Below are 18,385 nucleotides of genomic sequence, written 5' to 3' on the forward strand. Positions count from 1 at the left end.
ACTTCCTAGTCCGGCAGCATCGGCATGACCAGGGCCTCGTCCCGGTTCAGCAGGACGGCACGGGTGACGGCGCGGGTGCCGAACCGGTCGCGGACGTCGTCGACGGTGGCGTCGAGCGCGCTGCCGCCGTGCCGGTCGATGGGCAGCGGCAGCTGCAGCGGGTCGTCGTCCTCGAGGTTGCTGAGGGCGACACCCACGAGCGTCAGCCCGCGCTGCTCGATGGTGGGCGCGACGGTGGCGACCAGGCTGCGCGCGACGGTGAGCAGCTGCCCGGTGTGCGACGTCGGCTCGGCCAGCGTGTGCGAGCGGGTGGCGCGCGTGTAGTCGTCGAAGCGCAGCCGCAGCACGACCGTGCGGGCCACCCGCCGAGCGGCGCGCAGCCGCCGGGTCACGCGGTCGATGATGCCGACGACGACGGCGTCCAGCTCGGCCGGCGTCCGGCGCCGGCTGCCCAGCGCGTGCTGCGACCCGATGGAGTGGCGCCGCTGGCCGATGACGACGCGGCGCGGGTCGCGGCCGACGGCGAGCGCGTGCAGGTGCCGGCCGGCCGCTGGGCCGACGATCGCGACCAGCGATCGCTCGGCCAGTTGCGCGACGTCGCCGACGGTGTAGACGCCGCGCTGGCGCAACTTCACGGCCGTCTTCTCGCCGACGCCCCACAGCCGTTCGATGGGCAGCGGGTGCAGGAACGCCAGCTCGCGGTCGGGCTCGACCACCAGCAGGCCGTCGGGCTTGGCGACGGCGCTGGCCACCTTGGCGAGGAACTTGGTTCGCGCGACGCCGACGGTGATGGGCAGCCCGACCTTGCGCAGCACCTCGCGGCGCAGCTGGGCGGCGATCTGCGGCGGCGACCCCGAGATCTTCGCCAGCCCGCCGACGTCGAGGAACGCCTCGTCGATGGAGATGCCCTCGACCAGGGGCGTGGTCTGCCGGAACACCTCGAAGACCGCCTCGCTGGCCGCGGAGTACGCCGACATGCGCGGCGAGACGACGACGGCCTCGGGGCAGAGCCGGCGCGCCTGGCGGCCGCCCATGGCGGTGCGGACGCCGCGCGCCTTGGCCTCGTAGCTGGCCGCGAGCACCACGCCCATGCCCACGATGACGGGCCTTCCGCGCAGGTCGGGGTCGTCACGCTGCTCGACCGACGCGTAGAAGGCGTCGAGGTCGGCATGCAGGATGCTCGCCCGACTGGCCACGAACACATGTTCGCATCATCGGCACGAGATGCCAAGACCTCCGACAGCCCACCTCACCTTGACAAAGAGTTTTGTCGGTGAGAGGCTTCTCGGCATGCAGGACGTGACGGTGATCGAGGACCCCGCGGCAGCGGAGGCGTCCCTGGACCCCATGCGGACCCGGCTGCTGGCGGCGCTCGCCGAGCCGGGGTCGGCCACCATGCTGGCCGCACGCGTCGGCCTGGCCCGGCAGAAGGTGAACTACCACCTGCGCACGCTCGAGCGGCACGGCTTGGTCGAGCTGGTCGAGGAGCGCCGGAAGGGCAACGTCACCGAGCGGGTGCTGCAGGCCACGGCGGCGTCGTACGTCATCTCGCCGGTCGCCCTGGCGGCCGTGCAGCCCGACCCGTCCCGCTCGCCCGACCGGCTCTCGGCCCGCTGGCTGCTGGCGCTGGCGTCGAAGCTGGTCCGCGACGTCGGTCTACTGCTCACCGCGTCGTCCAAGGCGCGTCAGCGGGTGGCGACGTTCGCCATCGACGGCGAGGTGCGCTTCGCCTCGCCCGCCGAGCGCGCGGCGTTCGCCGAGGAGCTCGGCGGCGCCGTCACCGCGCTGGTCGCCAAGTACCACGACGAGTCCGCCCCCGGCGGCCGCGTCTACCGCGTCGTCGTCGCCGCCCATCCCAGCGTCGACACCCGGCCGGACGCCGCAGAGACGAAGGAGTCCTGACGTGGGCCGCGAGTTCGAGTCCGTGCACCAGGCCGACGTCGACGCCACGCCGGAGCAGGTCTGGGAGGCCATCGCGACGGGCCCCGGCATCGAGTCCTGGTTCATGGGCCGCGCCGACGTCGAGCCCGGCGCCGACGGCGTCGTCCGCCTCGACTTCGGCGGCTACTCCCCGAAGCAGCCCGTCACCGCGTGGGAGCCCGGGCACCGGCTCGCCTACGGCACCGAGACCGCGCCGGACGGCCGGTTCGTCGCCTACGAGTTCCTGCTCGAGGGCCGCGGCCGGGCCAGCACCACGCTGCGGGTCGTCGCCAGTGGCTTCCTCCCGGGCGACGACTGGGCCGACGAGTTCGAGGCGATGGCGCGCGGGCACCAGATGTTCTTCCGCACGCTGTTCGAGTACCTCGGCCACTTCGCCGGCCGCGCCGCCACGCCCGTCACGGCGTTCGGCCCGCCCGTCGCCGACCGCGACCACGCCTGGGCCACCCTGTACTCCGAGCTCGGCCTCAGCGCCCCGGTGTCGGCCGGCGACGGCGCCAGCCTTCGGTTCGCCGGCGGCGCGGCCGAGGACGGCGTCGTGTACTACGTCAACCCCGACACCCTCGGCATCCGCACCGACGGCGCGCTGATCCGGTTCCTCCAGGGGTTCCGGGGTCCGCTCATCGCCTCGCACCACGTCTTCACCGACGACCCCGATGAGGCCGCCCGCCACACCGACGCCGCCTGGCAGTCCTGGCTCGCCCGCGTCCTCGGCTGACCGTCCCACCTCCAAGGAGAGTTCCGATCATGTCCACCGTCACCTCGGCCGACGGCACCACCATCGCCTACACCAAGGTCGGCTCCGGCCCGGCGCTGGTCCTCGTCGACGGCGCCATGTGCTACCGCGACTTCGGCCCCATGGCCGACCTCGCCGACGGCCTGGCCGCCATGTTCACCGTCTACTTCTATGACCGCCGCGGCCGGGGCGAGAGCACCGACACCGCGCCGTACGCCGTCGAGCGCGAGGCCGAGGACCTCGAGGCGCTCATCGCCGAGGCCGGCGGCGACGTCCTCATGTACGGGTGCTCGTCCGGCGCCGCGCTGGCGCTCGAGGTGGCGAAGCGGCCAGGCTCCGGGGTGCGCAAACTCGCGCTCTACGAGCTGCCGGCCATCACCGACGACACCGGCAAGCAGTGGCCCGACGACCTGCTCTCGCGCACCGACGAGCTGGTCGCGGCCGACCGCCGCAGCGACGTCGTCAAGCTGTTCATGAAGACCGTCGGCACGCCGTCGTTCGTCATCGCGATCATGCGCCGCACGAAGGTCTGGAAGAAGCTCATGGCCGTCGCGCACACCATCCCGTACGACTACCGCGTGCTCGGCGACACCGGCTACGGCAAGCCGTTCCCGGCCGACCGCTGGTCCGCCGTCACCCAGCCGGCACTGGTCATGGACGGCGGCAAGAGCCCCGAGTACATGCGCAACAGCCAGCGCCGGCTCGCCGAGGTGCTGCCGAACGCCGAGCACCGGTCCCTGCCCGGCCAGACGCACATGGTGAAGGCGGCCGTGCAGGTCCCGGTGCTCGCGAAGTACTTCAGCTCCTGACGACCTCCGGCGCCCGCTCCCCCGGGGCCGCGGCCGCCGCCGTCGTCCGCCGCCGGGGAATCAGCAGCCCGGCGGCGGCGCCGAGCAGCGCCAGCAGCGAGGCACCGGCCAGGGCGGCCACGAACCCGTCGGCGAACGCCTGCGGCGACTCGTAGCCGCCCCAGCCGGCGAACACCGCGACCAGCACGGCGACACCGAAGACGCCGCCGAGCTGCCGGAGCATCGTGTTCGTGCCGGCGCCCTTGCCGATCATGTGCGGCGGCACGGCGCCGACGACGGAGTTCTGCGTGGCGGGGATCGCCATGGCGATGCCGACGCCGCTGACGACCAGCGGCGGCACCAGCGGCCCGTAGGCCATGCCCGGCTCGGCGACCAGCGCAATCCAGCCGAACCCGCCGGCCTGCAGCAGCAGCCCGCCGACCAGGAACGGCCGCTCGCCCAGCCGGTCGACCAGCGCGCCGGCCAGCGGCGCCACGACCATGAGGCAGCCGGTCCACGGCACCAGCCGCAGCCCCGCCTCGAACGGCGAGTGGCCCAGGCCGATCTGCAGGAACTGCGCGATCACGAACAGCGTGCCGAACAGCGAGGCCGTCAGCAGGAAGCCGGTCGCGTTGCCCGCCGAGAACGCTCGCGACCGGAAGAACTCCAGCGGCAGCATCGGCTCCCGCGCGCGCCGCTCCCAGGCGACGAACGCCACCAGCAGCAGTGCGCCGAGCACGAGCGCGCCGACGACCTCCAGACTGTCCCAGCCGGCGACGTTGCCGCGCACCAGCCCCCAGACCAGGCCGAACGCTGCCGCCGTCCCCAATGCGAGGCCCGGAAGGTCCAGCCCGGTGCCGAAGCCGCGGCTCTCCTCGATGCGGGTCAGCACGAACGGCAGCACCAGCAGGCCGAGCGGCACGTTCAGCCAGAAGATCCACTCCCAGGACACGCCCTCGGTGATCGCGCCGCCGAGCAGTGGGCCGCCGACCACCGACAACCCCGTCACCCCCATGAAGATCCCCATGGCCCGGCCGCGCCGCTCGGGCGGGTAGGCGGCGCTGAGGATCGCCAGCGAGAGCGGCATCAGCAGCGCCGCGCCCGCGCCCTGGGCGACCCGGGCCGCGATGAGCCAGCCGACGCCCGGCGCCAGCGCGCACGCGGCCGACGCCACGGTGAACCCGACCAGGCCGACGGCGAACAGCCGGCGCCGGCCGTACCGCTCGCCCAGCGCCGACCCGGTCATCAGCAGCACGGCCAGGCTGAGGTTATAGGCGTTGACCGTCCACTCCAGCTCCTCCAGCGTGGCACCGAGATCGTCCCTGATGGTGCTCAGGGCGACCGTCACGATCAGCGTGTCGAGCGCCACCATCAGCGAGGCGATCGAGGTGAGGGCCAGTACCCAGGCCCGGTGCGAGCGGGGCGTCATCACGCGACTCCATCCATGTCCACGAATCCGTCACCCAGGCAGATCCGCGGGTTCTCGGGAAATCGCCGATGACTTCCGCGGCGCCGGCGGATCTGTACAGGTGTGAGAAGGCACGAGGAGGATCGATGACCGTGACGATGTCGCCGTCCGAGGCGCGGGCCGACGAGTTCGCCCGGCAGGCCGACCCGTACCGGCGGGAGCTGCTGGCGCACTGCTACCGCATGCTCGGCTCGCTGCACGACGCCGAGGACACCGTCCAGGAGACCTACCTGCGGGCCTGGCGCGGCTACGCCGGGTTCGAGGGCCGGGCGTCGCTGCGGACCTGGCTGTACACGATCGCGACCCGGGCGTGCCTCCGGGCCATCGAGTCGCGCGGGCGGCGGGCGCTGCCGTCGGGCCTGGCCGGGCCAGCCGCCGACCCCGAGGCGGCGCTGGATCCGCCGCTCACCGACGTGGCGTGGCTGGAGCCGTTCCCGGACGACGGCTCGTCGGGTGGCGATCCGGCAGCTGTGGCCGTCGGCCGCGAGAGCACGCGGCTGGCGCTGGTCGCGGCACTGCAGTACCTGCCGGCGCGGCAGCGGGCCGTGTTGATCCTGCGCGACGTGCTGCGCTGGCGCGCGGCCGAGGTCGCGTCACTGCTCGACACGACGACAACGGCGGTCAACAGTGCGCTGCGGCGGGCGCGGACGCAGCTCGACGGGCTCGGTGTGGACGCCGTCACCCCGGCTCCCCTGGACGGGCGGCAGCGTGACCTGCTGGACCGGTACGCGACGGCGTTCGAGCGGGCCGACGTCGACGGGCTGGTCCGGCTGCTCGCGCACGACGCCGTCCTCGAGATGCCGCCGCACGCGACCTGGTTCCGCGGCGCCGAGGCGGTCGGGCGGTTCCTCGCGCCGCGGCTCGGATCACCGGGTTCGATGCGGACGGTGCGGGTCCGGGCGAACGGGCAGCCGGCGCACGCGATGTACAAGTGCGACGCCGACGGTGTGCACCGGGCGCACGGAGTGGTGGTGCTGACGACAGCCGGCGAGCGGATCGAGCGGCTGACGGTGTTCCTGGGCGCCGAGTGGGTCAGCGCGTTCGGTCTGCCCGCGGTCCATCGGGCCGGCGCCACCACCTGAGGCGGTTGCGGCGGCGCTCGCGGCGGGCCTCAGTGGCTTCTGCGGCGGCTTCCGCGGCGGCCAGTTCGGCCGCGGCGGCGCGTTCTGCCTGGACCTGCTGTTCGGCGGCCGCGCGCTCGGCCCGCGCCGTGCGCCACTCGGCGACGACGGTGTCGGCGTCGACCGGCGCGACCGGGATCTGCGGGCCCGACGGTGCCCGCAGCCACTGCATGACCTGCTCGTTGAGCTCGCGGACGACGTCGCGGACGGCCTGCTCGGTGCGGATGTCGCGGAGGGTCTCGGGCAGCCGGTGGATCTCTTTGCGCAGCCGCAGCGGCGTCGGCAGCAGGGCGTCGGTCGACTCGCCCTCGCGGGCCAGCTTCTCGCGGATCCAGGTGTACTCGTCGCCGGGACGACGGGGCGGCAGCGGCTTCCCGGCCAGCGGCAGGTCGTCGAACTCGCCGCGTGCCTCGGCCTCGCGGATCTGCTTGTCGACCCACGTCTCGTAGCCCATGCCGGGCGGTTTGCGTTCCGCCATCACCCCATTCTCGCAGGTGGGGGTCATCAGGCCGGGGGCGGGAGGGCCTTCTCGAACCAGTGGTGGGCGTACGGCTCGTCGTTGAACGCCTCGCGTTCGACGTAGCCGGCGGACCGGTAGAGCGCGATCGCCTCGGTCAGCGCCCGGTTCGTCTCGAGCCGGACGGCGGGCGCTCCGTGCTCGGCGGCCCGGCGTTCGAGCTCGGCCAGCAGGCGCCGGCCGACCCCCAGGCCGCGCGCGCCGCCGTCGACCCACATGCGCTTCAGCTCGGCCGGCTCGGCGCCGTGGAACTTGAGCGCCCCGCAGCCCACCGGCGCCTCGTGCAGGCTGGCGAGGAGGAGCAGGCCGTTCGGCGGGCGCAGGTCGGCGGCGTCGGCGCGGATGCTGCGCCCGGGGTCGAAGCCGGTCGGGAACCGCGCGTTCAGCTCGGCGGCGTAAGCGCGCAGGCAGTGCCGGGCGGCCGGGTCCTCGGGGTCGGCCGGCGCGATGCGCACCGTCGCCGCCGTCAGCAACCGCTCGACGTCGGCCATGGCGGCGACCAGCCGGCCGCGCTGGTTCTCCGTCAGAGCCCCAAGCAACTGGGTCGCGAGCTCGTCGCTGCGCTCGTCGAGCACGTCCTTCTCCGCCTCGCCCGCCTCGGTGAGCCGGGCCAGCATGACCCGGCGGTCGGCCGGGCTGCGCTCCGTCGTGACCAGGCCGGACGCCTCGAGCGAGCGCAGCAGCCGGCTGACGTACCCGGAGTCGAGGTCGAGCGCCGTGCGCAGCGACCGCACGTCGCGGCCGTCGCTCCCGGTGCCGATCTCCCAGAGCAACCGCGACTCCCCCAGCGGCCGGTCGCGGGCCAGGAACTGGTCATTGAGGGCGCCGACCTGCTGCGTGACGACCCGGTTGAAGCGCCGGACCTGCGCGATCATCGCCTCGTCCATTCCCTGACTCTAGTCAGGTACTTGCTGGAGCTCTAGAGTCGGCGCATGGCCGAACTCGATCTGGCCGGTCGGCGAGCGCTCGTCACCGGCGGCGGCAGCGGCATCGGCGCCGCTGTGGCCCGGCGCCTCGGCACGGCCGGCGCCCACGTCATCGTCGCGGACGTCGACGGCGACCGCGCGGCTGCCGTCGCCGCCGAGTGTGGTGGCGAGCCGTGGCAGGTGGACCTCTCCGACACGGTTTCTCTGGCGACGGCCGAGGTGGATGTCGACGTCCTGGTCAACAACGCCGGCGTCCAGCACGTCGCCCGGCTCGAGGAGTTCCCGCCGGACCGGTTCGCGTTCATCCTGCGGCTCATGCTCGAGGCGCCGTTCCTGCTCATCCGGGCGGCCCTGCCGGGCATGTACGCACGTGGGTGGGGGCGCGTGGTCAACGTGTCCAGCGCGCACGGACTGCGGGCCAGCCCGTTCAAGTCCGCCTACGTGTCGGCGAAGCACGGCCTGGAAGGGCTGTCGAAGGTGACGGCGCTCGAGGGGGCCGCGCACGGGGTGACGTCGAACTGCGTCAACCCCGGCTACGTCCGCACCCCGCTCGTCGAGGCACAGATCGCCGACCAGGCCAAGGTGCACGACCTGCCCGAAGAACGCGTCGTCAGCGAGATCCTGCTCGCCAACGAGGCGATCAAGCGCCTCATCGAGCCCGACGAGGTCGCCGAAGCAGTCGCCTTTTTGGCGAGCCCGGCCGCGCAGTCCGTCACCGGCACGAACCTCGTCATCGACGGCGGCTGGTCCGCCCGCTGACGCCCTAGACCGAGGTGCCGACGGCGTAGGCGATGAGGCGGACGGCCTGGGGCTCGAAGAGGACGGTGTAGTGGTTGACACCGCCGGCGGGGAGGATGCGGACGGTCGGCGGGAGGTCGGCGGCGGCGATGCGGTCGGCGTCGAGGAGGCCCTGGGGCTCGTCCTGCAGGCCGCGCGCCGCGTACAGGAGGGTCGCCGGCACCGTCCCGTCGTGCAGCGCGCCCAGCACCGCCGGGTCGGCGAGCACGTCGGCGCCGTCGGCACGGACCGCGTCCAGCACGCAGGACGACCGGCGCTCGCCGTCGCGGCCCACGAGGTCGTGGCGCAGGTACGCCGTCAGCAGGTCTCCGTACGGCGCGGACAGGCCGGGGCCGATGCCCGGGTGCTCACGCCAGAAGTCCAGGTAGTCCGAATCGTCTGCGAAGGTCATGGACAGCCGGGTCATGGCCGGGCCGATGACCTTCTCGAGCGCCTCGTCGATGTCGCCCGACGGCGCCGGGAAGCCGACCCCGCCGTCGACCAGCACCAGCGACGACACCCGGGACGGATGCAGGTACGCCGTCAGCGCCGCCACGTACGCGCCCATCGAGTGGCCGAGCAGGATCGCCTTCTCCACTCGGACCGCATCCAGGACGGCGATGACGTCGGCCGCGTGGGCGGCCAGTCCCCACGGTCCGCGGATCGACCGGCTGTCGGCCCGGCCGCGCAGGTCGGGCGCGAGCATCCGCACCTCGCCGTCCAGCGCCTGGGCGACCGCGCCGAACGCCAGCGCGTTGGCCGTGATGCCATGCAGCGCCATGACGACGGGGCTGCCGGCCCCTCCGTGCCCCAGCTCGTGGACCGCGAGCGTGCCCCCGTCGACCGCGACCCCGAGTGTCATCGTTCGTCCAACCTGCTCACGAGCGCGGCCACGAACTCGTCCGGCTTCTCGACGTGCGGGCTGTGGCCGGCGTCGTCGATGACGGTCTCGCCGGTGACGCCGCCGGCCGCGCGGTACTTCTCGAGGACGGCACGGGTCTGGGCGAGCATCGGTTGCGGCGGAGCGACGTCGGCGCCCGGCCAGCCCGGCACCACGCCGAGCGACCCCAGGTACGCCAGGTCGAACAGCGACGTGTCGGAGACGATGACGTCGTCGGAGCCGCGGATCCAGCGGATCGGCGGCTTCGGGTCGATCGCGTCCAGGCCGTCGAGGTGCAGGTGGGTCGGGGCCATGGTGTTGAGCACGCCGCGGGTCCCCGGCCCCAGCCCCGGCCAGGCCGAGGTCGCCACCGAGTCGCCCGGGTAGTGGTCGTCGCCGACGGCGGTGGTCAGCATGGAGTCGAGGTAGGCCTCGACCTCGTCGGCGGGCGGCACGAACGGCGGTTTGAAGTACGCCGCCAGCATGACCTGCCGCGGCGAGGTGGGAGCGTCGTCGCCGCGGTCGCCGTCGCGCAGGCGGGCCACGAAGTCGGGGTTGGCCGCGCCGCCCCCGGACCCGGCCGCCGACGCGTCGGCCAGCGCGCCGTCGGCCCCGCGGGTCGCGCCGAAGCCGTAGGGCGACACCGGGTTGACCAGCGTGACCGAGCGGTACCGGGCCGGCGCGTCGAGCAGCTGCTGCAGGACGACGGCGGCACCCATGCTCCAGCCGACCAGGTGGGCGCCGTCGAGGCCCAGTGTGTCGAGCAGGCCGGCGACGTCGTCGGCGTAGTCGCGGACGCCGCGGGTGGCGTCGACCGGCAGCGTGTCGGTGCCGCCGAACCCGCGCAGGTCGACCGCGACCGGGCGGAACCGGTCCGGCAGCCGCACCATGGCGCGCTGCCAGAACACGCCGGACGAGACGTTGCCGTGGACGAAGACCACGGGCTCACCGTCGTCGCGGCCCTCCACGGTGAGCGTGTTGACGGTGAGCCGCGGCGTGCTGTGCCGCGTCTGCACCACACCAGGCATGAGCGTCGATGTCATGGCCCCCTCCTCAGGCAGATCATGCCCTACATCGGGGCTCAGTACCGAGCCCTATTCCCCGGGGTAGCGCAGGCCGATCTGGCGGCGGATCTCGTCCATGGTCTCCATGATCGCGACGGTCTCGTCGAGCGGCATGATCTCGCTCTCGGTCGCGCCCTCACGCAGCAGCCGGCCGACCTCGACGGCCTGGTGACGCAGCCCGCCGCCGATGCGCGGCTGCTCGAACCGCTCCGGCGCCTGCGCGTTGGGCCGCAGCAGCGAGAACGACGTCGGCGTGTACCAGACGTCGTCGATCTCGAGCCGGGCCCGCGTGCCGGTGATGACGGCGCGGTTGGCCGTCCGGGCGCCCAGGGTGGTGGTCACGACGGCGTGCGCGCCGGTCTCATAGGTGAGGACGGCGGACGTCTGCGCGTCGAGGCCGTTGGGCAGCAGGGTGCCGGCCGCCGTGACGGTGGCCGGCCGGCCCAGCACGTACGACGCGAGCGAGATCGGGTAGACGCCGAGGTCGAGCAGGGCGCCGCCGGCCAGCGCTGGGTTGTGCAGACGGTGTCCGCCGTCGGCCGGGATGGCCTGCCCGTGGTCGGCGACCACCGTCGTCACGTCACCGAGAACGCCCGAGCGCAGCAACTGGTCGATGCGGCGGAAGTGCGGCAGGAACCGCGTCCACATCGCCTCCATGAGCAGCAGTCCACGCTCGCGCGCCAGGTCGACCAGCTCGCGGGCCTCGGCGGCGGTGATGGTGAACGGCTTCTCGCACAGCACCGGCTTCCCGGCCTCGAGCGCGAGCCGGACGTTCGCCGCGTGCGCGGTCTGCGGCGTGGCTACGTACACGACGTCGACGTCGGGGTCCGCGACCAGCTTCTCGTACGAGCCGTACGCGCGCGGCACGTCGAACCGGCCGGCGAAGCGGCTGGCGCTCTCGTCGGTGCGGGAACCGACGGCGACCACCTGGGCGTCGTCGACGAGCTGCAGGTCGCGCGCGAACGACGCCGCGATGCCGCCGGTGCCCATGATGCCCCAGCGGATCCGGCCGTTCCCGTCCGTCGCCATGTGCCCTCCTAGCGGTACCCCGTGACGTCGGCGGGCTTGCCGGCGTCCTGCACCTCCACCAGGTACCGCCACGCGTTCGGGCGGCTGCCGTCGAGGTCAGTGAAACGATAAACCGGCGCCAGTTGACCGCTCGACAGCGACTGCCCGTTCCAGCGCGCGACGTCGGGGTCGGCGGCCAGCGCGGCGACCGCCCGGCCCACGTAGCGCGGCGTCTCGGAGATCGCGAAGTGCGGCTGCGCCCCCAGCGCGTCGCGCCAGTTCTGCTCGGTGACGCCGAAGTGCTTCAGCATCAGCTCCGAGCGCAGCCAGCCCGGCGTCATCGCGACGGCGGTCGCTCCGTACGGCGCCAGCTCCTGGGCCTGGGCGAACGCCATGCGCAGCACCGACGACTTCGCGAGGTCGTAGAAGAACGAGACCCGGTAGTTGGCGGCGTTGTAGTCCGCCGTGCCGTCGGTCATCTCGACGACCAGGCCGCCCTTGGTCCTGATGAGCAAAGGCAGCGCGAAGTGGCTGGTGACGATGTGGGTGTCGATGGCGAGCCGGAGGATCCGCAGGCCCTTCTCCAGCGAGTGCTCCCAGAGCTTGTCGTCCCAGGCGAACAGCAGCTCGCCGCCCCAGATGTCGTTGACCAGCACGTCCAGCCGGCCCTGCTCGGCGTCGATGCGGTCGACCAGCGCCTTGACCTGCTCGGGCACCAGATGGTCGGTCTGCACCGGGATGCCGGTGCCGCCGGCCGCGGTGACCAGCTCGGCGGTCTCCTCGATGGTCTCGGGCAGGTCCTGCTCCGACCGCTGCGCCCGCGTGCTGCGTGCCGAGCAGTACACCGTCGCGCCAGCCGCCCCGAGCTCGACGGCGATCCCCCGACCCGCGCCGCGCGACGCCCCCGCGACGAGCGCGACCTTGCCTTCCAGGTTCTTCTCCATGGCACCCATGGTGTGAGCGCATCACTGACACGGAGTGTCAGTCACTCGATTCGGCGAGGTGCTTCAGCGCGACCAGGCTGACGGACGGAGAGCGGTTCAGCTACAGATCGCCGGGGAGCTGGAAGCGGTAGCCGAGGCCGGGCTCGGTGATGAAGTAGCGCGGCTTCGAGGGCTCCGGCTCGAGCCGCTGGCGGATCTGGGTCATGAACACCCGCAGGTAGTTGGTCTCCGTCCCGTAGGCGGGCCCCCACACCTCGTGCAGGAGCTGCTCGTAGGTGACCAGCCGGCCGTGGTGGCGGATCAGCATCTCGACGATGTGCCACTGCCGCGGTGTCAGGCGGACCGCGACGCCGTCGCGGACGACCCGTTTGGCCGCGAAGTCGATGGTGAAGTCGTCCGTCGCGACCACGGCGTTGCCGTCGGGCAGGACCGCGCGCCGAGTGGCCGCGCGGAGCCGGGCGAACAGCTCGTCCATGCCGAACGGCTTGGTGAGGTAGTCGTCGGCGCCGAGGTCGAGCGCCTCGACCTTCGCCGCCTCGGTGCCGCGACCCGAGAGCACCAGGATGGGCACCGACGACCAGCCGCGGATGCCGCGGACGACGTCGAGGCCGTCCATGCTGGGCAGCCCGAGGTCGAGGATGACGGCGTCGGGGTGGTTGCGGGCGGCCAGCTGCAGGGCCTGTTCACCGGTGCCGGCGAGATCGGCGGTGTACCCACGGGCCTTGAGGTTCAGCGCGAGGGTCTTGCGGATGCCGGCGTCGTCGTCGACGACGAGCACCCGGCCGGGTGACTCCATGCCGCCGATGGTAGCCGCGCGCCGCTCGCATTCTCGTACGGAACAGCAACGCGAGCACGACTCTTGACGGCTTCTTGACGGCGACGGCGTCAGCCTGCGGTCAGACTGGGGGCATGGGACGCGGGCAGCTGCGGATCTACCTGGGCGCCGCGCCGGGCGTCGGGAAGACGTTCGCCATGCTCGAGGAGGCGCACCGGCGCCGGGGCCGCGGCGCCGACGTCGTCGTCGGGTTCGTCGAGGTGCACGGGCGGGCCCGGACGGCGGAGCAGATCGGCGACCTCGAGGTGGTGCCGCGCCGCACCGTCCATTACCGCGGCGGCTCGTTCGAGGAGATGGACCTCGACGCCGTGCTGCGCCGCAAGCCGGAGGTCGCGCTGGTCGACGAGCTCGCGCACACCAACGTGCCGGGGTCGCGCAACGCCAAGCGCTGGCAGGACATCGAGGAGCTGCTCGACGCCGGCATCACGGTGCTGTCGACGGTGAACATCCAGCACCTCGAGTCGCTCAACGACGTCGTCGAGCGGATCACCGGAGTGCCGCAGCGCGAGACCGTCCCCGACGAGGTGGTCCGCCGCGCCGACCAGGTCGAGCTGACCGACATGACGCCCGAGGCGCTGCGCCGCCGGATGGTCCACGGCAACGTCTACGCGAAGGAGAAGATCGACGCGGCGCTGGGCAACTACTTCCGCGTCGGCAACCTCACGGCGCTGCGCGAGCTGGCCCTGCTCTGGCTGGCCGACAAGGTCGACGACCAGCTGGACCGCTATCGCGCCGACCACCGCATCGACGACACCTGGGAAGCGCGCGAGCGGGTCGTCGTCGCGCTGACCGGCGGACCCGAGGGCGAGACGCTGGTCCGCCGCGCCGCCCGCATCGCCGACCGCGGCAAGGGCGCGGACCTCATGGCCGTGCACGTCTCGCCCAGCGACGGGCTGGTCGGCGCCGACCCGACGCAGCTGGCCCGGCAGCGGCTACTGGTCGAGAGCCTCGGCGGCACGTTCCACCAGGTGCTCGGCGAGGACATCCCGTCGGCGCTGATCGAGTTCGCCCGCGGCGTCAACGCCACCCAGCTGGTGCTCGGCGCGAGCCGCCGCGGCCGGCTGGCCCAGCTGTTCTCCCGCGGCGTCGCGCTGACGACGATGTCGCTGTCCGGCTCGATGGACGTCCATCTCGTGCCGCACCAGCAGGCCGGGCGCGGCCGCAACGCCGCCCTGGGCAGCGCGCTGTCTCGGCACCGCCAGGTCGCCGGGTTCGTGCTCGCCGTGGTCGGCCTCCCGCTGCTGATCCTCGGGGTGCGGCTGCCCGAGGACGACGTCTCGCTGGCGACCGGCGAGCTGTTGCTGCTGGCGATGGTCATCGCGGTGGCGCTGGTCGGCGGCATGTGGCCGGCGCTGCTCGCGGCGGGCGGCGGGTTCCTGCTGCTCAACTGGTTCTACACCGAGCCGCTGCACTCGTTCGAGGTGAACCGGCTCGAGAACATCATCGCGCTGGCGGTCTTCCTGCTGGTGGCCGCGTCGGTGAGCGTCGTCGTCGACCAGGCGGCCCGGCGCACCCGCGAGGCGGCCCGCGCGAGCGCCGACGCGCAGAGCCTCGCCACCGTCGCCGGCAGCATGGTCGGTAACCCGCGGCCGCTCATCGGGCTGCTGGAGCGGCTGCTCGAGACGTACTCGCTGACGTCGGTGACGCTGCTGGAGCGCCCGGCCGACGCGCCGCGGCTGCCGGGCAGCCACCAGGACCCCGCGACGTGGTCCGTGGTGGCCTGCGTCGGCGAGCGGCCCTGCCTCACCCCCGCCGACGCCGACGTCGAGGTCCCCATCGACGACTCGCTCTCGCTCGCCCTGCGCGGACCCGGCGCGCTGCCGGCCGAGGACCGCCGGGTCATCGAGGCGTACGCCGCCCAGGCCGCGCTGGCCCTGCGGCAGGAGCGGCTGGCCCGGCAGGCGGCCTCGGCCGGGACCATCGCCGAGGCCGACCGGATGCGCACGGCGCTGCTGGCCGCCGTCAGCCACGACCTGCGCACGCCGCTGGCCGCCGCCAAGGCCGCCGTCACCAGTCTGCGCAGCGACGAGGTCCAGTTCGACCCCGACGACGAGGTCGAGCTGCTGGCCACCGCGGACGAGTCGCTGGACCGGCTGGCGACGCTGATCGCGAACCTGCTCGACCTGAGCCGGCTGCAGGCGGGCGTGCTCGGGGTGACGCTGCTGCCGACGGCGGCCGGCGACAGCGTCGCGCGGGCCCTCGACGAGCTCGGCGAGCCGGGCCGCGCGGTCGTCGTCGACCTGCCTTCGGACCTGCCGCCGGTGCAGGCCGACCCCGCCCTGCTGGAACGGGTGCTGGTCAACGTCATCGGCAACGCGCTGCGGTTCAGCCCGGCGGACCGCCCGCCCACCGTCACCGCCCGCGAGGAGGACTCCGCCGTCGATCTGCTGGTCGTCGACCACGGGCCGGGCATCCCCGAGGACCAGCGCGACCGTGTCTTCGTCCCGTTCCAGCGCCTCGGCGACAGCGGCACCGGGATGGGGCTCGGGCTGGCGCTCTCGCGCGGGCTGACCGAGGCGATGGGCGGCACGCTCGTCCCCGAGACCACGCCCGACGGCGGCCTGACGATGCGCGTGACGCTCCCGCTCGACGACGCGGGCACCTGGCAGAGTGGTGCTCGATGAGCGACTCGATGACCCGGGCGGCGACGGCGTTCCTGGCCGCGCTCGACCCCGACCAGCTCGCCCAAGCCGCGGCGCCGTTCGACGCGGCCGACCGGCGCACGTTCACCTACCTGCCGCGGTCGCGACCGGGGCTGACGCTGGGCGAGATGTCCGATGCGCAGCGTGAGCTGGCGCTGGCGCTGCTGGCGGAAGGGCTGTCCGAGCCCGGGCTGGCGGACGCGCGGGCGATCATGGCGCTCGAGACGGTGCTCGGCGCCGTCGAGCGCTCCGCCGGGATGGACACCTGGTCGAAGCGGCAGCCGGATCGGTACTGGTTCCGGGTGCACGGCACGCCAGGATCCTCGTCGCCGTGGGCGTGGAAGGTGGGCGGCCACCACCTCGCCGTCACTGTCACCGTCGTCGATGGAAGGGTCGCCGGGACGCCCCAGTTCTTCGGCGCCAACCCGTCGACGGTTCCGGCCGGCTATCCCGGGGCCGGACGGCGGACGCTGGCGGCCGAGCAGGACCTCGGGCGGGCGCTGGTGACGTCGCTACCGCCATCGCTGCAGGCGGTCGCCGTCACGTCGGAGGAGGCGCCGCGCGACATCCTCACCCGCGACGACCCCGTCGCCGACGCCGGGTTGGTGGCGCCGGGGCTGGCGTACGGCGACCTACCCGCCGAGGGGCGCGAGCTGCTGGAGCGGCTGATCCGGCTGTACGTGGGCCGGGTGTCGGCGTCCATTGCGGAGCCGGCGTGGGCGTCGATCGTCGATGCCGGACTGGAGCGGGTGACGTTCCGCTGGGCCGGCCCGGTCGAGCCCGGCCACGGCCACTACTACGCCGTGCTGGGCCCGACGTTCCTGCTGGAGTACGACAACACCCAGCAGGACGCCAACCACGTCCACTCCGTCTGGCGCGACCTGCGCCACGACTGGGGTGACGACCTGCTGGCGGCGCACCACGCCGCCCACCACGGGTGACGCGGTCAGGCGTGGCGTCAGGTGTACTCGATGCCCGCGCGGTCGAGGAGCTCGGTGAGCCCGACCCCGAGCGCCTTGGCGATGCGGACCAGCTCGATGACGTCGAGGCGGCGGTCGCCGGACTCGAACAGCGACACCTTGCGCTGGGTCAGGCCGAGCCGCTCGCCGAGCTGCTCTTGCGTGAGATCGCGCTCCTCCCGCAGCTGCCGGATCGTGGCGTACAGCCGCTGATACTCAGGAGCCCGGCTGTCGACCACCCGCCCATCCGATCGCCCTTGATCGAATAGCCAAAGTTTAGCTGTCGATATATCGTGCCCTCGTGGCCCCGCCGAAGACCCCGGTTCGGTACCGCGCACGCTGCCCCGCCTGCCCGTGGACCGGCCGCGAGTACACCCGCTACTCCCAAGCCGAAGACGCCGCCCGCGACCACGCCAAACGCACCGTCCACGACACCCACGTGATCGACCACTACGGCCTGCGCATCACCGGCTCAACGATCCGGCCGGCCGACGAGCGCTCCTGAATCCCGACATTTCGACCACTACGGACCACGCCTCACGGCCAGGTGACCGTCACCCGGGTATGCCGCTTCTCGATGACCCAGCCCGGCCCGAGCCGTTCGTCCGGTGTACCGGCCGGATGAACGGCGATCACCGGCTGGGACCCGTGCCGATGGCGGCGATCCCAGGCCCGGATCAGCTCGATCATGCGATCGGCGAGCCGGACGCCGGCCGGACCATGGCGTAGACGCCGAACTCGCACGTGCCGGTGTCCGGCGCGACGGCGCGCAGTGCGTGGTAGGCCAGGCTGGCGCCGTCGACGAAGGCCGGCGCCCACGGGGTGGCGGGGTCCACGAGCGCGCGAGCGGCCTCGGCGCGCGTCGAACGCAGCTGGCCGTAGCCCGCCTCGTGTGTGGCCAGCCACAACTGGAGGCCGTCGAAGGCCTCCAGCGGCCCGACGGTCACGCCGGACCATCGCTCGGTGCGCGACTCGCCCAGCGACGCGCGCAGGGCGGCCGGGTCGACCGGCATGTCGTGGTCGACGTGGACCACGACGTCCTCGCCCTGCAGCGGCACGGTCCGGTCGTGCCACGCGCCCATGCCCCTCATGGCGATGAATCCGCACATCTCGTGGGATCGGCTCACCAGGAGGTCACCGACGCGATCGAACGCCACCGTCCTCGTGAGGCCGCGCAGCCGCAACGGCACGACCAGCCGGCCGGCCGGCGCCAGCTGTGATCTCCATGCGGGCGGCACGTCCCACGCGCCGGCCGTGACGATGATGCGATCGTAGGGCGCGAGCTCCGGCGCCCCGTCCTCGCCGTCGCAGTGGACGACCCGGACGCGCTCGGTGCCGGCGGCCGTCAAGCAGCGGCGCGCCCGGGCGACGACGTCGGCGTCGATGTCCACGCTCGTGACGTCCCCGTCAGGGCCGACGACCTCGGCCATCAGCGCCGCGTTGTACCCGCCCGACCCGATCTCGAGGCACCGCATGCCGGGCTCCAAGCCGGCCTGCTCGATCATCAGCGCCTGCAGCCAGGGCGCCGACACCGAGCTGAGCGCTTCGCCCCGCGGGCCGCGCTTCGTGATCACGATGTCGTCGGCGTACGCCTCGGCGAGCGTCACCTCCGGGGCGAAGAGGTGCCGCGGCACGGCCGCGACAGCGGCGGCGACTCGCTCGGTGCGGATCGCGCCCTGCTCGCGCAGACGCTCCACCAGCGCCGCCCGCCGTTCCGCGGCCTCGCGAGACATCGGCACCGTGACCTCCCTGACATGCGAACGGCCGGTCAGGATGAGCCTG

Annotated in this window: 20 protein-coding genes; 8 read left to right on the forward strand and 12 right to left on the reverse strand. The window is 73.3% G+C overall.

The window, feature by feature from the left end; all coding sequences use genetic code 11:
* Window positions 1–5: 5 nt before the first annotated feature.
* The gene (gene dinB / locus HD601_RS07075) at window positions 6–1,196 is read right to left on the reverse strand and encodes a DNA polymerase IV (protein ID WP_221440645.1); all 1,191 of its coding nucleotides are present in this window, start codon (window positions 1,194–1,196) and stop codon (window positions 6–8) included.
* Between the two features lie 94 nt (window positions 1,197–1,290).
* Between dinB and HD601_RS07080 the strand changes: the two genes are divergently transcribed.
* From HD601_RS07080 to HD601_RS07090, 3 genes are read left to right on the forward strand one after another with little or no spacing between them, the layout of a single operon-like run.
* The gene (locus tag HD601_RS07080) at window positions 1,291–1,902 is read left to right on the forward strand and encodes an ArsR/SmtB family transcription factor (RefSeq protein ID WP_184820526.1); all 612 of its coding nucleotides are present in this window, start codon (window positions 1,291–1,293) and stop codon (window positions 1,900–1,902) included.
* Window position 1,903: 1 nt separating this feature from the next.
* Complete coding sequence (locus HD601_RS07085; RefSeq protein WP_184820528.1) at window positions 1,904–2,656, forward strand: SRPBCC domain-containing protein; 753 nt, start codon at window positions 1,904–1,906, stop codon at window positions 2,654–2,656.
* 29 nt (window positions 2,657–2,685) lie between these two features.
* Complete coding sequence (locus HD601_RS07090; RefSeq protein WP_184820530.1) at window positions 2,686–3,483, forward strand: alpha/beta fold hydrolase; 798 nt, start codon at window positions 2,686–2,688, stop codon at window positions 3,481–3,483.
* Here the strand turns inward: HD601_RS07090 and HD601_RS07095 are convergent.
* Complete coding sequence (locus tag HD601_RS07095) at window positions 3,473–4,891, reverse strand: MFS transporter (RefSeq protein WP_184820532.1); 1,419 nt, start codon at window positions 4,889–4,891, stop codon at window positions 3,473–3,475. The two genes, HD601_RS07090 and HD601_RS07095, sit on opposite strands and share 11 nt — an antisense overlap.
* 125 nt (window positions 4,892–5,016) lie before the next feature.
* Between HD601_RS07095 and HD601_RS07100 the strand changes: the two genes are divergently transcribed.
* The gene (locus HD601_RS07100; RefSeq protein WP_184820534.1) at window positions 5,017–6,012 is read left to right on the forward strand and encodes a sigma-70 family RNA polymerase sigma factor; all 996 of its coding nucleotides are present in this window, start codon (window positions 5,017–5,019) and stop codon (window positions 6,010–6,012) included.
* Here the strand turns inward: HD601_RS07100 and HD601_RS07105 are convergent.
* Both HD601_RS07105 and HD601_RS07110 read right to left on the reverse strand, forming a co-directional pair.
* On the reverse strand, window positions 5,963–6,529 hold the full coding sequence (locus HD601_RS07105; protein ID WP_221440647.1) for a DnaJ family domain-containing protein: 567 nt from the start codon (window positions 6,527–6,529) through the stop codon (window positions 5,963–5,965). The genes HD601_RS07100 and HD601_RS07105 overlap by 50 nt on opposite strands.
* A 26-nt stretch (window positions 6,530–6,555) precedes the next feature.
* A complete protein-coding gene (locus tag HD601_RS07110; protein WP_184820536.1) occupies window positions 6,556–7,455 on the reverse strand; it encodes a bifunctional helix-turn-helix transcriptional regulator/GNAT family N-acetyltransferase in 900 nt (299 codons plus the stop codon).
* Window positions 7,456–7,500: 45 nt separating this feature from the next.
* Here HD601_RS07110 and HD601_RS07115 point away from each other — a divergent pair, with 45 nt between their 5' ends.
* The gene (locus HD601_RS07115) at window positions 7,501–8,253 is read left to right on the forward strand and encodes a 3-hydroxybutyrate dehydrogenase (protein WP_184820538.1); all 753 of its coding nucleotides are present in this window, start codon (window positions 7,501–7,503) and stop codon (window positions 8,251–8,253) included.
* A gap of 4 nt (window positions 8,254–8,257) precedes the next feature.
* Here HD601_RS07115 and HD601_RS07120 read toward each other — a convergent pair whose 3' ends face one another.
* From HD601_RS07120 to HD601_RS07140, 5 genes are all read right to left on the reverse strand, one after another.
* Complete coding sequence (locus tag HD601_RS07120) at window positions 8,258–9,133, reverse strand: alpha/beta hydrolase (RefSeq protein ID WP_184820540.1); 876 nt, start codon at window positions 9,131–9,133, stop codon at window positions 8,258–8,260.
* On the reverse strand, window positions 9,130–10,194 hold the full coding sequence (locus HD601_RS07125; RefSeq protein WP_184820542.1) for an alpha/beta fold hydrolase: 1,065 nt from the start codon (window positions 10,192–10,194) through the stop codon (window positions 9,130–9,132). The genes HD601_RS07120 and HD601_RS07125 overlap by 4 nt, the downstream gene beginning before the upstream one ends.
* A gap of 51 nt (window positions 10,195–10,245) precedes the next feature.
* Window positions 10,246–11,244, reverse strand: coding sequence for a Gfo/Idh/MocA family protein (locus HD601_RS07130; protein WP_221440649.1), 999 nt, complete (start codon window positions 11,242–11,244; stop codon window positions 10,246–10,248).
* Window positions 11,245–11,252: 8 nt separating this feature from the next.
* The gene (locus HD601_RS07135; protein ID WP_184820545.1) at window positions 11,253–12,167 is read right to left on the reverse strand and encodes an SDR family oxidoreductase; all 915 of its coding nucleotides are present in this window, start codon (window positions 12,165–12,167) and stop codon (window positions 11,253–11,255) included.
* A gap of 100 nt (window positions 12,168–12,267) precedes the next feature.
* Complete coding sequence (locus HD601_RS07140; RefSeq protein WP_184820546.1) at window positions 12,268–12,963, reverse strand: response regulator transcription factor; 696 nt, start codon at window positions 12,961–12,963, stop codon at window positions 12,268–12,270.
* 113 nt (window positions 12,964–13,076) lie between these two features.
* Here HD601_RS07140 and HD601_RS07145 point away from each other — a divergent pair, with 113 nt between their 5' ends.
* Window positions 13,077–15,626, forward strand: a complete 2,550-nt coding sequence (locus tag HD601_RS07145; protein ID WP_184820548.1) for a sensor histidine kinase — start codon at window positions 13,077–13,079, stop codon at window positions 15,624–15,626.
* Window positions 15,623–16,585 (forward strand): DUF3500 domain-containing protein, encoded by a 963-nt coding sequence (locus HD601_RS07150; RefSeq protein ID WP_184820550.1) that lies wholly within the window; start codon window positions 15,623–15,625, stop codon window positions 16,583–16,585. The genes HD601_RS07145 and HD601_RS07150 overlap by 4 nt, the downstream gene beginning before the upstream one ends.
* Window positions 16,586–16,602: 17 nt before the next feature.
* On the opposite strand, the gene HD601_RS07155 is transcribed toward HD601_RS07150, so the two are convergent.
* On the reverse strand, window positions 16,603–16,842 hold the full coding sequence (locus tag HD601_RS07155; protein WP_184820552.1) for a helix-turn-helix domain-containing protein: 240 nt from the start codon (window positions 16,840–16,842) through the stop codon (window positions 16,603–16,605).
* 62 nt (window positions 16,843–16,904) lie between these two features.
* Between HD601_RS07155 and HD601_RS07160 the strand changes: the two genes are divergently transcribed.
* Window positions 16,905–17,108 (forward strand): hypothetical protein, encoded by a 204-nt coding sequence (locus tag HD601_RS07160; protein ID WP_184820554.1) that lies wholly within the window; start codon window positions 16,905–16,907, stop codon window positions 17,106–17,108.
* Window positions 17,109–17,140: 32 nt separating this feature from the next.
* Here the strand turns inward: HD601_RS07160 and HD601_RS33005 are convergent, their stop codons facing one another.
* Both HD601_RS33005 and fxlM read right to left on the reverse strand, forming a co-directional pair.
* On the reverse strand, window positions 17,141–17,293 hold the full coding sequence (locus HD601_RS33005) for a hypothetical protein (RefSeq protein WP_221440651.1): 153 nt from the start codon (window positions 17,291–17,293) through the stop codon (window positions 17,141–17,143).
* Window positions 17,290–18,336, reverse strand: coding sequence for a methyltransferase, FxLD system (fxlM, locus tag HD601_RS07165; protein WP_246400776.1), 1,047 nt, complete (start codon window positions 18,334–18,336; stop codon window positions 17,290–17,292). Before fxlM ends, HD601_RS33005 begins: the two co-directional genes overlap by 4 nt.
* Window positions 18,337–18,385: the final 49 nt, after the last annotated feature.

This window comes from Jiangella mangrovi, from assembly GCF_014204975.1.
Lineage (GTDB): Bacteria > Actinomycetota > Actinomycetes > Jiangellales > Jiangellaceae > Jiangella > Jiangella mangrovi.